Below are 16,013 nucleotides of genomic sequence, written 5' to 3'. Positions count from 1 at the left end.
CATCTCCCTTTTTAATTATGATGCCGCTGGCATAGTTGATAATGGTTTGATTTCAACCAAATTAGTATGCTGCGAATTTGACTTCGCTAACACTGACGGGCGCAATGAGGTTAAACGATTAATACAACCACCAATATCCACACCAGCAGCATTAGTTTTTGCCCATAGCCCTTGAGGTATAGCGATCACGCCCGGTAATATACGAGGCGTGACTTTAGCCGGAATATAAAGCCGACCACGATCATTAAATACTTCAACTAATTGCCCATGCTTAATTTGTCTTTGCTCAGCATCAATTGGATTAATCCAAACACTACTGGCAACAGCTTCTCGTAGTTGGGGAAGATTACTATAAGAGGAGTGACAATGCCCTTTAATATGAAATCCAATCATTTGCAGCGGATAATTATCGCGTTTTTGTTGATCCTCACTCCCTTCAATAGCAGGCAAATAAGCAGGAATTGGGTAGAGTTTATCGTCCGGCTCAATCTCCCATTCACCCGCTATTTTTGCCAGCGCTTCTGAATAAATTTCAATTTTGCCAGACGGGGTATTTAATGGCTGATTAATCGGATCATCCCGGAATGCTTTTAAGGCAATTTGTGCATCACTATCCGCTAACTTACGATCGACAATACCCTTACCGTCAGTGTCAGCAAAAGGCGGTAAATCAGGATTTTGCTTGCGCATTCTTTCATAGCTATACGCTATCCACTCATCTTGCGTTCGCCCTTCAGTAAATTTATCTTTAACACCCATTTTTTCTGATAAATCAGTTAACACATCATAAGACGATCGATTTTCCCAAAGAGGTTTAATAGCCCGTTGCATACGAATAACATAATGGTAAGCGCCGGATGCATAAGAATTATTAATTAAATCGTTACTTTCCACAGATGACACATCCGGTAATAACAGATCGGCATACCGTGCTGATGCGGTCATGTGAGTATCCCACACTAAGATAAATTCGCATTTAGATTCATCTTGTAAAATTTGGTGTGTTCGATTGAGATCGGCATGCTGGTTACCAATTACATTACTGGCATAACTCCAGATAAACTTGATACCGACATCCAATTTATCTTTACCGAGTATATAAGCATTCTTCGCGGTCATATTCTGCGGTGATTCGATCGCTTTAGTCCATAAAAAAAATGGAATACTGGTTTTAATCGGATTTAATAAATTCAGACCCGGAACCGGATAAGTCACGCTTCCGCCCCAAGTACCAATATTGGTGCCCGGTTTACCAAATTGACCAGTGATAATAGGCAATATCATAATTGCTCTTGTAGTATGCTCACCATTTTGCCAACGTTGTGCTCCCCAGCCTTGCGAAATCCATGCTGCTTTAGCGTTAACAATATCCAAGGCAAGTTTACGAATTTGTTTAGCGGGGATACCGGTTTTTTTTGCTGCCCACTCCGGCGTTTTCGGTATTCTATCATCACCTAAACCTAAAATATAAGATTTATAATCACTAAAAGGGGGTGCGCTATCCGGCAATGAGTCAGCATTCCAACCCACACAATATTGATTAAGCATTGCCTCATCAATTTTATCTTCTTCCAGTAAAGCATAGCCAATTGCAGCAACTAACGCCGCATCGGTACCGGGAATAATCGGGATCCACTCGGCATTATAGCCAACCACACTTTCGCTACGCCTAGGATCGATAATAATCACTCTGGCTTTACTTTGCGCTAAAGCATGAAACAGTTCCGTTACTTGCCCACCGCCTGACATTCGCGTTTCAGCAACATTATGTCCAAACATAACAACCAAATCTGAATGTTTAATTTGATCAATGAGCGACTCTTTAGCATTGCCATAAATATAAGGCTTAATAGCAGTTATCTGTCCACTTGAGTAATCGCCATGATAATTTAGATAACCACCGATAGTACTTAAAAACCGTCTACAAGCACTGCGTCCGGCGATATTTGCGCCGGTGGTACCTGTTCCATATTGACAATAAATAGCTTCATTGCCATAACGATTAATGGTGTATTTAAGTTTATCTGCCAATAAAGTTATTGCTTCATCCCAGCTAATACGTTTAAATTTACCTTCACCACGCTTACCTATTCGCACCATAGGGTATTTTAAACGCTCCGGATCGTAAGTTCGCCAGCGTACTGCTCGCCCCCGCAAACATGGGCGAATTTGATGTTGACCGAAGATAGGATCATTAATACCGTCTTCGGATGAGATTTTAGTAATAATATCGTTTTTAACATGGACTTTTAGTGGGCAGCGACTACCGCAATTCACTAAACAGGCGCTGTAGAAAATCTTTTCATCATTAGTGGGATTAGGTATCAATGCTTTATCGTGATTTGTTTCAGATGTTGCATAAGCAAAAGGTAATTGCAAATTATTTGCTAGTGCTGCCACACCACCAATTGCTAGTGATTTTTGCAAAAAATCACGCCGAGTTATTTTGTTTTCTGACTTGCTCATCCTATTCCCTTATTTTTTATTTGGGATGTATTTATCATAATACTATAGATAAGATTATAAAACAGAAAAAAGGCTAAAATCGAAATTAACTTAAAATAAATTAATAAAATAAGAATTATTATCAATTAAAAATTTAATTTGATTTTCATTATCAATTTAATTTCATGCATCTTAAAGAAAGATTGGTATAATATGCCCATTTATTCGAATAAATAGAAAACTTATGTCACAATCCACTTATAATGCTGTTGATATTGAAGTCCTAAAAGGACTCGATCCTGTCCGCCATCGACCAGGCATGTATACTGATACTGCTCGCCCAAATCATTTGGGACAAGAGGTTATTGATAATAGTGTAGATGAAGCTATTGCAGGACATGCCCGCCAAGTTAAAGTTACACTCTATGAAGATAATTCACTTGAGGTTATTGATGACGGGCGAGGTATGCCGGTTGATATTCATCCTGATGAAGGTGTACCAGCTATTGAACTTTTACTTTGCCGTTTACATGCTGGAGGTAAGTTTTCCAACAAAAATTATCAATTTTCAGGCGGTTTGCATGGTGTTGGTATCTCCGTTGTTAATGCATTATCAAAGCGTGTAGAAGTTACTGTAAATCGTGATGGGCAAATTTATCAAATCGCTTTTGAAAATGGTGATAAAGTTGAGGATTTACATGTAATAGGTACATGTGGTCGTCGAAATACCGGTACAAAAGTACGTTTTTGGCCTGATGAAAAGTATTTTGATTCACCACGATTTTCTGTACCCCGCTTAACTCATTTACTTAAAGCAAAAGCGGTACTCTGCCCAGGGTTAGAAATCATTTTCAAAGATAAAATTAACAATACTGAACAACGCTGGTGTTATCAGGACGGTCTAAAAGATTATTTAATGGAATCTGTTAGTGGTTACACACTATTACCTGAAGAGCCATTTACTGGTAGTCATACCGGCGAAACAGAAGCAGTCGAATGGGCTTTACTCTGGTTACCAGAAGGTGGAGAACTTTTAACTGAAAGTTACGTTAACTTGATTCCAACTGTACAAGGTGGTACTCATGTTAATGGTTTACGTCAAGGTTTACTTGATGCTATGCGCGAATTTTGCGAGTTCCGTAATTTACTTCCTCGAGGCCTAAAGCTGACCGCCGATGATATTTGGGAACGCTGCGCATATGTGTTATCCGTAAAAATGCAGGAACCTCAATTTGCTGGTCAAACCAAAGAACGTCTTTCATCAAGACAAAGCGCTGCATTCGTTTCGGCAATTGTTAAAGATGCATTCAGTCTTTGGTTAAATCAAAATGTGCAAATTGCAGAATTATTGGCTGAAATGGTCATTTCAAGTGCGCAAAAACGCCTACGAGCATCTAAAAAAGTTATTCGTAAAAAGCTCACAAGTGGTCCTGCTTTACCTGGTAAATTGGCCGATTGTTCTTCACAGGATTTAAGTCGTACTGAACTATTTTTGGTAGAAGGTGATTCTGCAGGTGGTTCAGCCAAACAGGCACGAGATAGAGAATATCAAGCCATAATGCCATTAAAAGGTAAAATTTTAAATACTTGGGAAGTATCATCAGACGAGGTATTAGGCTCACAAGAAATCCACGATATCTCGGTTGCCATAGGTATTGACCCTGATAGTGATGATTTAAGTCAATTGCGCTACGGTAAAATCTGTATTTTAGCTGATGCAGACTCAGATGGATTACATATTGCCACTTTGCTTTGTGCGTTATTTGTTCGTCATTTTCGGGCGATGGTTGAACATGGGCATATCTTTGTTGCTATGCCTCCGCTTTATCGTATTGATTTAGGTAAAGAAGTGCATTATGCCCTTGATGAAGAAGAAAAAGAAGGGATTTTAGATCAGCTTAAACGTAAAAAGGGTAAACCGAATGTACAACGTTTTAAAGGTTTAGGCGAAATGAATCCATTACAACTCCGTGAAACAACGATGGATCCTAATACTCGTAGATTAGTTCAGTTATCACTAGATAATGCAGAGGAAACCATGGCATTAATGGATATGCTGCTGGCTAAGAAACGAGCAGAAGATCGCCGAGAATGGTTACAAGAAAAAGGTGACCAAGTTGAACTTGATGTCTAATATACAGAATAATTTAGAGGAACAATAATGAGTGAGATAACTCATGACGGAGTAGAAGTTCAGTCGCTACGTACTTTTACAGAGAGCGCATATTTAAACTACTCAATGTATGTCATTATGGATCGTGCACTGCCGTTTATTGGTGATGGTTTAAAACCTGTGCAACGCCGTATTGTTTATGCCATGTCAGAATTAGGGCTTAATGCTCAGGCTAAATTTAAAAAATCAGCTCGTACTGTAGGTGACGTGTTAGGTAAATACCATCCTCATGGCGATATTGCCTGTTATGAAGCAATGGTGTTAATGGCACAACCATTCTCTTACCGTTACCCATTAGTAGATGGTCAAGGAAACTGGGGAGCTCCAGATGATCCTAAATCATTTGCGGCTATGCGTTATACCGAATCTCGTCTATCAAAATATGCAGAATTATTATTAGGCGAATTAGGGCAAGGCACTGTTGACTATACGCCAAATTTCGATGGTACCTTACAAGAACCTAAAATGTTGCCAGCTAGATTACCCAATATTTTATTGAATGGTACAACCGGCATTGCTGTTGGTATGGCAACTGATATTCCACCACATAATATTCGTGAAGTAGCAAATGCTGCTATTATGTTAGCAGATAACCCAAAAGCAACACTTAGTGAAGTGATGGCTCACATACAAGGCCCTGACTTTCCAACAGAAGCCGAGATTATTACTGCGCCAGAAGATATTGCTAAAATTTATCAAACTGGACGAGGATCAATCCGCATGCGTGCAGTTTGGAAAAAAGAAGAGGGTGATATTGTTATTACTGATCTTCCTCATCAAGTTTCAGGTGCTAAAATCTTAGAGCAAATTGCTTCGCAAATGCGGGCGAAAAAATTACCATTAATTGAAGATTTACGCGATGAGTCAGACCATGAAAATCCAACCCGTTTAGTAATTGTCCCAAGATCTAATAGAGTGGATTTAGAGCAAGTTATGAATCATCTATTTGCTACCACGGATCTTGAAAAAAGCTATCGCGTCAATATGAATATGATTGGACTTGATAATCGTCCATCAGTTAAAGGATTAGTTGAAATATTAACTGAATGGTTAGAATATCGACGTTTGACGGTAACACGTCGATTAAATTATCGTTTAGATAAAATCCTAAAAAGATTACATATTTTAGATGGCTTATTAATTGCGTTTCTAAATATTGATGAAGTTATTGAAATAATTCGTCATGAAGATGAACCAAAAGAAGAATTAATTAAGCGATTTGCCTTAAGTGAAATACAAGCAGAAGCTATTTTAGAGTTAAAACTTCGTCATTTAGCTAAATTGGAAGAGATGCGTATTAAAGGCGAACAAGCTGATCTTGCTAAAGAACGGGATCAACTACAAGCTCTACTTGCTTCACCAAGAAAACTCAGTAATTTAATCAAAAAAGAATTGCAAGAAGACGCTGAAAAGTATGGCGATGAACGCCGTTCGCCAATCGTTGAGCGAAGTGAAGCTAAAGCGATCACTGAACAAGAATTAACACCTTCTGAACCCGTCACAATTGTATTATCTGAAATGGGATGGGTAAGAGCGGCTAAAGGTCATGACATTGACCCCGTCGGATTAAGTTATAAAGCAGGCGATAGCTTTAAAGCTGCTGCAAAAGGTAAAAGTAACCAGCCAGTTGTCTTTATCGATTCAACTGGGCGAAGTTATGCTATTGAGCCAAATACTTTACCATCAGCTCGAGGACAAGGCGAGCCAATTACCGGTAAATTAGCATTACCAGCAGGTGCAACTATTGAACATGTTTTAATGTCAAACGATGAAGAACAAAAATTCTTACTTGCTTCTAGTGCCGGATACGGTTTTATTTGTCAATTTAGCGATTTAATTGCGCGTAATCGTAACGGTAAAGCAGTAATTAATTTATCTAATAATTCAAATGTACTTGCACCGATTGAGATAGTATCAGAGGAAAGCTTGCTTTTATCAATTAGTCAAGCGGGTAGAATGCTTATCTTCCCGGTGAAAGATTTACCAGAGTTATCTAAAGGTAAAGGAAATAAAATTATCTCATTATCTGCCAGCGATGATAGCCTAGCTTATATGATGCTGATAACGCCTGAAACCTCACTGACGTTGTATGTTGGTAAACGCAAACTTACGCTTTCTTCTACTGATTTACAAAAATTTAGAGCAGAGCGTGCTCGTAAAGGAACATCACTACCGCGTGGATTACAAAAAATCGATCGAATAGAGGTAAACGAATAATATGTCTTTTATCTGGTCCATTATTTTCGGGTTAATACTGAGCTCAGTTTTCAAATCCGGATGGGGATTTATACTTGGTCTATTAATAGGCCCAATGTTGTATCAAGCATTTGGCAATAGATTAAATGAAAAAAGGACACAATCAAACCCAACTTTGTACTTAATTGTTGCTTTTGAAGTATTGGGGCATCTGAGTAAAGCTAAAGGTGTTGTTACCCAAGATGATATTAATCTTGCTCGGCAATTTATGGATCGGCTACAACTTGATGCAGCCGGTCGCCAATTAGCCCAAGAGTCATTTAATCGTGGTAAAGCAAGTGATTACCCACTTCGATCGCGTTTACGAGAACTCTACTTTCAATATCGTTTTAGAAGAAATGTTTTAAATATATTTTGTGAACAATTAATTCAAGCGGCTTTAGTTGATGGTAATTTAGATGAAAAAGAGTCACAAATTTTGTTTATTGTTGCTGAAGAATTCCATATTCCTCGCCAACAAATGGTTATATATATTCAGATGATGATGGGAAGCTTTCATTTCCGTCAAGAATATCATAATAATCAACAAAATAGTCAATATCAACAAAGCAATAATTATGGCAATTATCAAAACAGTTCTCACCAATCAGATTTGCAAAATGCTTATAGAATTTTAGGGATAGATTCATCTGCTGATATTCCTGAAATCAAAAAAGCTTATCGCAGGTTAATGAATGAACATCATCCAGATAAATTAGCATCAAAAGGCTTACCAAAAGAGATGTTAGAGGCAACCAAAAAGCGAGCACAAGAAATTCAAGCTGCTTACGATCTTATAAAAGCATCTCGTGGATTCAAATAGAGATTATTACTATGATGCATTGGCGCTCAATTATAAGAATTATCGGTTTATTAATATCATTATTGTCGATATTTATGTTAATACCGGCACTAATCGCATTAATATACCGTGATGGTGCTGGCGCAATTTTTGTCCGTTCTTTCTTCGCTGCATTAATTTTAGGAGTATTGTTGTGGTTCCCTAATAGAAATCAGCGTCATGAGTTGAGTACTCGGGAAGGTTTTTTCATTGTTGTATTATTCTGGGTAGTTTTAGGTACTATTGGTGCATTTCCATTTCTTTTTGATAATCATATCAATCTTAATTTAACCACTGCTTTTTTTGAATCTTTTTCTGGGTTAACAACAACAGGCGCTACAACTATTGTTAATTTAGATCATTTACCTAAGGCCCTTTTATTTTATCGTCAATTGCTACAATGGCTTGGGGGAATGGGAATTATCGTACTTGCAGTTGCTATTTTACCATTATTAGGTGTTGGTGGAATGCAGCTCTATCGAGCTGAAATCCCAGGTCCTCAAAAAGATAGTAAAATGCGTCCCCGCATTGCTGAAACGGCAAAAACATTGTGGTCTATTTATATTTTACTCACCACGTTATGCGCAATAAGTTTGTGGTTTGCTGGAATGAATATCTTCGATGCTATTTCGCATAGTTTTTCGACGATATCGATGGGAGGATTCTCAACTCATGACAGCAATTTAGCTTATTTTAATAGTCCAGCAATTAACTATATTGTTACTATTTTCCTAATTTTATCTGGTTGTAATTTTGCACTCCATTTTGCCGCATTAAATGGTATTTCACTTAAAGTTTATTGGCGCGATCAAGAGTTCAGAACGTTTATCTTTATCCTTCTTATTTTAATTGTTATTTGTGCCTTTGTTATCTATTTTTATCAACCACAACGAAATCTTGGTATTGATAAAATCGTGTTACAAGTCGTGTCGGTTTCTGCAACTGTCGGTTTTACCGTCGATGATATTAATACTTGGCCATCCTCATTACCAATCTTTTTATTATGTGCTTCATTTATTGGGGGCTGTGCTGGTTCTACTGGAGGAGGGTTAAAAGTTGTTCGCGTTCTACTATTATTTATGCAAGGTTCACGTGAATTAAAACGTCTTATACACCCGAATGCAATATATACCTTAAAATTGAATAATCGAGTTGTACCGGAACGAATTATTGAGGCAGTATGGGGATTCTTTTCTGCCTATGCATTAGTTTTTTTAATTAGTCTATTTATCATTATGGCGTCTGGAATTGATGCAACTGACTCATTTTATATTGTTGCCTCATCATTGAACAATTTGGGGGTTGGTCTTGGCAGTGTGAGTGATAATTTTGCGCATGTAAGTGATATGGTTAAATGGGTAATGGTTGTGGACATGTTATTTGGACGACTTGAAATATTTACCTTATTGGTTTTATTTACACCAACCTTCTGGCGAAGCTAATTTTCACTTAACAATTTAGTGTTAAACCTGGATTTTTTAGAAAAATGGCTAAAAATATAAATATTTTATTGATTATTTAGTCAATTGCAGACAGAATTACTAAGCAGCATGTGCTGTGTTCATTAGAGGTAATCACCTGACATATGGAATGGATCATGGATCCTACAATTTGGATTGGTTTATCCACTCTAGTTGTACTTGAAATCGTCCTTGGCATTGATAACATTGTTTTTATTGCCATTCTTGCCGAGAAACTTCCGCCACAAGAACGAGATAAAGCACGCATTACTGGTCTTGCTTTTGCATTAATTACACGAATATTGTTATTAATGTTTACTGGTTGGTTAGTTACACTCACTACCCCTCTATTTTCTATATCCGGAATCAGTTTCAATGCTAGGCAATTGATAATGTTGCTAGGTGGTATATTTTTGCTTTTCAAAGCCACAATGGAGCTCAATGAACGCTTAGAAGGCGCTTCACATGAAGATGGTAAACCCAAAAAGACTTCACATTTTTGGACTGTCGTCGCTCAAATCGTTGTACTTGATGCCGTATTTTCACTTGACTCAGTAATTACTGCAGTGGGTATGGTTGAACATATTCCAGTAATGATTATTGCTGTTTGTATTGCTATTTGTATCATGATGGTAGCAAGTAAACCATTGGCCTATTTTGTTAACTCCCATCCAACGATTGTTATTTTATGTTTAAGTTTTTTACTTATGATTGGTTTTAGTTTGGTTGCCGAAGGTTTTGGGTTTATTATTCCAAAAGGCTACCTATATGCCGCTATTGGTTTCTCAATTATGATTGAGTTTTTTAATCAATTAGCTATATTCAATCGCCGAAAAGCATTAAACAAAAAACCATTACGTGAACGCACCGCTGAAGCGATTTTACATTTACTCAAAGGCGATGCAGAAGAAGATCCCGAAACTCACAATATTGATGTTGTTTCTGATAATAATAAGAAAACATCAGTATTTAATCATCAAGAATTAAACATGGTCGAGCGAGTGTTAGGATTGGCTCAACGTTCAGTTAGTAGCATCATGACCTCACGATTAAATGTTGATATGGTCAATATAAATGATGATCGTGAGGTGATATTAAAAGAGATATTTGATAATCCTCATTCACGTTTAGTCGTAACGGATAATGCTTCAATTGATGAACCATTAGGCATTATTCAAGTTAATGATCTATTGAAAGATGTTTTACAAGATAAACAGCATATTGATATTAACTCTTTAATAAAGCAGCCATTAATTTTCCCTGAAACGGTATCTTTACTTGTCGCACTGGAACAATTCAAAAAAGCGAAAACCCATTTTGCGTTTGTGGTTGATGAATTTGGTTCAATGCAAGGAGTTGTGTCTGTTACTGACATTATTGAAACCATTGCTGGTGATTTCCCAACTGAAGAAGAGGAAATTGATGCCAAACACGATATTCAATGTATTGATGATAACAGTTGGATTGCTAATGGTTACATCCCTGTAGAAGAATTAGTAAGGTATGTTCCTATACCAATAGATGATAAGCGAGAATACCATACTCTTGCTGGATTGTTGATGGAAAAAGCCCAACATTTACTTAATGTCGGTGAAACAATACAAATTGGCGATTATTTATTTGAAGTTGCCGAAATTGAAAGTCACCGTATTTTAAAAGTGAAAATCACTAAGAATAAATTAGATATATTAAAGAACTAGGTTAGTGATATTCTACCCATTGTTTAACTCATCTCAGATGAGCTAAACAACTATTTTAGAGGTAAGTTATAAAAATTATCTATCAATTACTAAACGATATTCTTAATATGAATAACGCTTGACCAAAATAAATTACAGGCAATAATAGCGCTGTGTTTTTTCGTTTTTGAGATATGAAGTGATAACTTTGTATCTTTTTTATTTTTACTGCAAAGCGACTTAGGTAAAAATAAAGGTTATATCGATTACTATCAAACTAAATTGGGCTTTAACTTATGAATTCACTATTCGAAAAAATTTTTCAACTGAAAGAGAAGAAAACCACTATCAGTACAGAGGTTATAGCAGGCTGTACAACTTTTCTAACCATGGTTTATATTATCTTTGTTAACCCTTCTATCTTATCTGTAACTGGCATGGACAAATCAGCAGTTTTTGTTCTAACGTGCGTCGTAACAGCTTTTGCTACTATTTTAATGGGGCTGTTTGCCAATCTACCGATTGCTTTAGCTCCAGCTATGGGACTCAATGTTTTCTTTGCCTATGGAATATGCGGTGCCATGGGCTATTCTTGGCAAGTGGGTATGGGGGCAATATTTTGGGGCTCATTAATCTTTTTTGCATTATCATTATTTAAAGTTCGCCATTGGTTAATTGAACATATTCCGCAATGTTTGCGAGCAGGTATAAGTGCTGGTATTGGACTATTTATTGCTTTTATGGGATTTCAAAATATGGGAATTGTGGTCGCATCACCAGAAACATTACTAACCTTAGGCAATATCTTATCACTTAAAGTATTATTAGGTTCACTAGGATTTTTTATTATAATAATTCTAGCAACTCGTAATTTCCATGCGGCTGTACTAGTTTCAATTCTTGTTGTTACCTTACTTGCACTTTGGCTTGATCCTAATATTAGTTATCAAGGAATTGCATCAGTTCCACCAAGTGTTAGCAGTGTTGTTGGTCATGTCGATCTAGCTGGTTCACTTAATGTGGGTATTATGGGTGTTATTTTTTCAGTTATGATTGTAAGCCTATTTGATTCTTCCGGTACAATTTTAGCTTTAACCGACAAAGCAGGAATTTCTGACGAAAAAGGGCGTTTCCCTAAAATGCGTCAAGCTTTATTAATCGATAGTTTTAGTTCTTCACTTGGTGGTTTATTTGGAACTTCATCAGTACTAACTTATATTGAAAGTTCTGCTGGTATTTCAGTTGGTGGGCGTACAGGTTTAACTGCAGTTGTAGTTGGATTATTATTTTTATTAATGACCTTTTTATCGCCTTTAGCCCATTTAGTTCCACCTTATGCGACATCTGGTGCTTTAATATTTGTTGGAATCTTAATGGTTTCAAGTTTAATGAAAGTTAATTGGTCTGATTTAACTGATGCAACACCAGCATTTATTACCGCATTAATGATGCCTTTCGCTTTTGCTATTACCGAAGGTGTAGCACTTGGCTTTATCTCTTACGTTGTGTTAAAAACATTAACTGGTAAATTTAAAGAATTAAATCTTTGCGTCATTATTTTTGCCCTTCTATTTGCATTAAAATTTATCTTTATCGATCATCATTAATTTTTCCCCATCGGTTAGTTCCGGTGGGAAAATTAAACTGAAAAATATTATTATTAATTTATTAGTAATAATAAGGTTAAAAATAGCAATTCATAATATTAGATTCTTCCTTAACTAAAGCAAAAACTTGACATTATATCTATTGAGGTCTAGAATCTTGCGACCCAAAACTTATATATATAGGCTTTGGGCTACAGTTATTAATTACGTATCTAAAAAGCAATTTTTAAATTTATTTTAATTAATCAGGAGCTTATTAATGGCAACAATTAATCAGCTGGTACGCAAACCAAGAGCGCTAAAGGAAGCGAAAAGTAACGTTCCTGCCCTTGAAGCATGCCCGCAAAAACGTGGTGTTTGTACACGTGTTTACACCACTACACCTAAAAAACCAAACTCAGCATTACGTAAAGTATGCCGTGTACGTTTAACCAACGGTTTTGAAGTGACTTCTTATATCGGTGGTGAAGGTCATAACTTGCAAGAACATAGCGTGATTTTAATCCGTGGTGGTCGTGTTAAAGATTTACCTGGTGTTCGTTATCACACTGTTCGTGGTGCATTAGACTGCGCAGGTGTTAAGGATCGCAAACAAAGCCGTTCTAAATACGGTGTAAAACGACCTAAAGCTTAATGGAACTCCGTTAAGTAAGGCCAAACTATAATAATTCCATTTAACTCATTTGAGTTTTGGGTAAACCTGAAAATTTATAACATATAAACGGAGTATTCCAATGCCACGTCGTCATGTTGTCGGTCAAAGAAAAATTTTACCTGATCCGAAATTCGGTTCAGATTTGCTGGCGAAATTTGTAAATATTTTAATGATAGATGGTAAAAAATCTATCGCAGAATCAATCGTATATTCAGCTCTTGATAAATTAGCTGAGCGTAGTGGAAAAGACCACTTAGCAGCTTTTGAAGTTGCATTAGATAACGTAAGACCAACTGTAGAAGTTAAGTCTCGTCGCGTTGGTGGTTCTACATACCAAGTTCCTGTTGAAGTGCGTCCAGTTCGTCGTAATGCACTTGCAATGCGTTGGATTGTAGATGCTGCACGTAAACGTGGCGATAAATCAATGGCGTTACGCCTAGCGAATGAACTTATGGATGCTTTTGAAAACAAAGGCACTGCTGTGAAAAAACGCGAAGATGTTCATCGTATGGCTGAAGCTAATAGAGCGTTTGCACACTATCGTTGGTAATCTTTCCACTGATATTAAGTGGCTTGAAATTAGACTGACAGCACATATCTACTGTCAGTCAACCTAAATGATATTTTATTAAGCAAACGATTCTAAATAGAGGATTAATATGGCTCGTACAACCCCTATAGCACGCTACCGTAATATCGGTATCAGTGCACATATTGACGCAGGTAAAACAACAACTACCGAACGTATTTTGTTTTATACTGGTGTAAGTCACAAAATTGGTGAGGTTCATGATGGCGCAGCTACCATGGACTGGATGGAACAAGAACAAGAACGTGGTATTACTATCACTTCAGCAGCGACAACTGCATTCTGGTCAGGTATGGGACAACAATTTGAACCACACCGTATCAATATCATCGACACCCCGGGACACGTTGACTTCACAATCGAAGTTGAACGTTCTATGCGTGTTCTTGATGGTGCAGTAATGGTTTACTGTGCGGTTGGTGGTGTTCAACCTCAATCAGAAACAGTATGGCGCCAAGCTAACAAATATAAAGTTCCTCGTATCGCATTTGTAAACAAAATGGACCGTATGGGTGCTAACTTCCTACGTGTGGTTGAACAAATCAAAACACGTTTAGCGGCAGTGCCTGTTCCATTAGTATTACCAATCGGTGCTGAAGAAGGCTTTACTGGTGTTGTTGATTTACTTAAACGTAAAGCAATTAACTGGAATGATGCTGACCAAGGTACAACCTTTACTTATGAAGATGTGCCAGCTGACATGGTTGAGCAAGTTGAAGAATGGCGTGCAAACTTAATTGAAGCTGCAGCAGAAGCTAACGAAGAGTTAATGGAAAAATACCTAGGTGGTGATGAGTTAACTGAAGAAGAAGTTAAAAAAGCACTACGTGAACGCGTACTTGCTAACGAAATCATCTTGGTAACATGTGGTAGTGCATTTAAAAATAAAGGCGTTCAGTTCATGCTTGACGCAGTTATTGAGTATCTACCTGCTCCAACTGATGTCCCTGCGATTAAAGGTGAATTACAAAATGGTGAACCAGCAGAACGTCATTCAAGTGATGATGAACCATTTGCTGCACTTGCATTTAAAATTGCAACTGACCCATTTGTTGGTAACTTAACCTTCTTCCGCGTTTACTCTGGTGTAGTTAACTCTGGTGACTCAGTTCTAAACTCAGTTAAAGATCGTAAAGAACGCTTTGGTCGTATCGTACAGATGCATGCGAACAAACGTGAAGAAATCAAAGAAGTTCGTGCAGGTGACATTGCAGCAGCAATCGGTCTTAAAGATGTCACAACTGGTGATACGCTTTGTGCTGAAAATTCACCAATTATTCTTGAAAGAATGGAATTCCCTGAGCCGGTTATCTCGGTTGCAGTAGAACCTAAGACTAAAGCTGACCAAGAAAAAATGGGTATTGCTTTAGGTCGTTTGGCAAAAGAAGATCCATCATTCCGTGTATGGACTGATGAAGAATCAAACCAAACTATCATTGCTGGTATGGGTGAATTACATCTTGAAATCATCGTAGACCGTATGAAACGTGAATTTAACGTTGAAGCGAATGTCGGTAAACCACAAGTTGCTTACCGTGAAACAATTCGTACAACAGTTAAAGATATCGAAGGTAAACATGCAAAACAATCTGGTGGTCGTGGTCAATACGGTCATGTTGTTATCGACTTGTATCCATTAGAAGCGGGTGGTGCTGGTTACGAATTTGTTAACGAAATCAAAGGTGGGGTAATTCCTGGTGAATTTATTCCAGCTGTTGATAAAGGTATCCAAGAGCAATTGAAATCAGGTCCTTTAGCTGGCTATCCGGTAGTGGATCTTGGTGTGCGTTTACATTTTGGTTCTTACCATGATGTCGACTCATCCGAAATTGCCTTTAAACTTGCTGCATCAATGGCATTTAAAGAAGGCTTCATGAAAGCTAAACCTGTGCTTTTAGAACCAATTATGAAAGTAGAAGTTGAAACCCCTGAAGATTATATGGGTGACGTTATCGGTGACTTAAACCGTCGTCGTGGTATGATCGAAGGTATGGAAGATACTGCAACTGGTAAAACAGTTAAAGCACAAGTTCCACTTTCTGAAATGTTTGGTTATGCGACAGACCTTCGTTCACAAACACAAGGTCGTGCTTCTTACTCTATGGAGTTCTTGAAGTATAACGAAGCACCTTCAAACATCGTAACAGCAATTATTGAAGCTCGTAAAGCGAAATAATTATTTATATAAATAAAGTAACACTTCCCTACAAAATTAGGGAAGTGATTTAATAAAGGAACATTAAGATGTCTAAAGAAAAATTTGAACGTACAAAACCCCACGTTAACGTTGGTACAATCGGCCACGTTGACCATGGTAAAACAACTTTAA

The 16,013-nt window shown here is 37.4% G+C and carries 11 protein-coding genes; 10 read left to right on the top strand and 1 reads right to left on the bottom strand.

The window, feature by feature from the left end; genetic code table 11:
* Positions 1-15: 15 nt before the first annotated feature.
* A complete protein-coding gene (locus tag J3U00_RS11265; RefSeq protein ID WP_267332439.1) occupies positions 16-2,466 on the bottom strand; it encodes a DMSO/selenate family reductase complex A subunit in 2,451 nt (816 codons plus the stop codon).
* A gap of 223 nt (positions 2,467-2,689) precedes the next feature.
* Between J3U00_RS11265 and parE the strand changes: the two genes are divergently transcribed.
* The 10 genes from parE to J3U00_RS11215 all read left to right on the top strand — a co-directional run.
* On the top strand, positions 2,690-4,579 hold the full coding sequence (parE, locus tag J3U00_RS11260) for a DNA topoisomerase IV subunit B (protein WP_267332438.1): 1,890 nt from the start codon (positions 2,690-2,692) through the stop codon (positions 4,577-4,579).
* 27 nt (positions 4,580-4,606) lie between these two features.
* Complete coding sequence (gene parC, locus J3U00_RS11255; protein ID WP_267332437.1) at positions 4,607-6,835, top strand: DNA topoisomerase IV subunit A; 2,229 nt, start codon at positions 4,607-4,609, stop codon at positions 6,833-6,835.
* A gap of 1 nt (position 6,836) precedes the next feature.
* On the top strand, positions 6,837-7,676 hold the full coding sequence (gene djlA, locus J3U00_RS11250; RefSeq protein ID WP_267332436.1) for a co-chaperone DjlA: 840 nt from the start codon (positions 6,837-6,839) through the stop codon (positions 7,674-7,676).
* A 14-nt stretch (positions 7,677-7,690) separates the two neighbouring features.
* Entirely contained in the window at positions 7,691-9,136 is a 1,446-nt protein-coding gene (locus J3U00_RS11245) for a TrkH family potassium uptake protein (RefSeq protein WP_267332446.1), read from the top strand.
* Between the two features lie 143 nt (positions 9,137-9,279).
* The gene (locus tag J3U00_RS11240; protein WP_065562799.1) at positions 9,280-10,854 is read left to right on the top strand and encodes a TerC family protein; all 1,575 of its coding nucleotides are present in this window, start codon (positions 9,280-9,282) and stop codon (positions 10,852-10,854) included.
* 275 nt (positions 10,855-11,129) lie between these two features.
* A complete protein-coding gene (locus J3U00_RS11235) occupies positions 11,130-12,440 on the top strand; it encodes an NCS2 family permease (protein ID WP_065562798.1) in 1,311 nt (436 codons plus the stop codon).
* A gap of 259 nt (positions 12,441-12,699) precedes the next feature.
* Positions 12,700-13,074: a 30S ribosomal protein S12 gene (gene rpsL / locus J3U00_RS11230; RefSeq protein ID WP_034883792.1), complete on the top strand. Its 375-nt coding sequence runs from the start codon at positions 12,700-12,702 to the stop codon at positions 13,072-13,074.
* A gap of 100 nt (positions 13,075-13,174) precedes the next feature.
* Positions 13,175-13,645: a 30S ribosomal protein S7 gene (gene rpsG, locus J3U00_RS11225; protein WP_034883788.1), complete on the top strand. Its 471-nt coding sequence runs from the start codon at positions 13,175-13,177 to the stop codon at positions 13,643-13,645.
* 109 nt (positions 13,646-13,754) lie between these two features.
* Positions 13,755-15,860: an elongation factor G gene (gene fusA, locus J3U00_RS11220; protein ID WP_065562791.1), complete on the top strand. Its 2,106-nt coding sequence runs from the start codon at positions 13,755-13,757 to the stop codon at positions 15,858-15,860.
* Positions 15,861-15,928: 68 nt separating this feature from the next.
* On the top strand, positions 15,929-16,013 hold an 85-nt coding region (locus J3U00_RS11215; protein ID WP_010312103.1), incomplete at its 3' end, for a GTP-binding protein.

This window comes from Gilliamella sp. B3127 (assembly GCF_026536935.1).
Taxonomy (GTDB): Bacteria; Pseudomonadota; Gammaproteobacteria; order Enterobacterales; family Orbaceae; genus Gilliamella; species Gilliamella apicola_E.
Note: the sequence above shows the minus strand (reverse complement) of the source record. Positions and strands in the feature narration are given on the sequence as shown.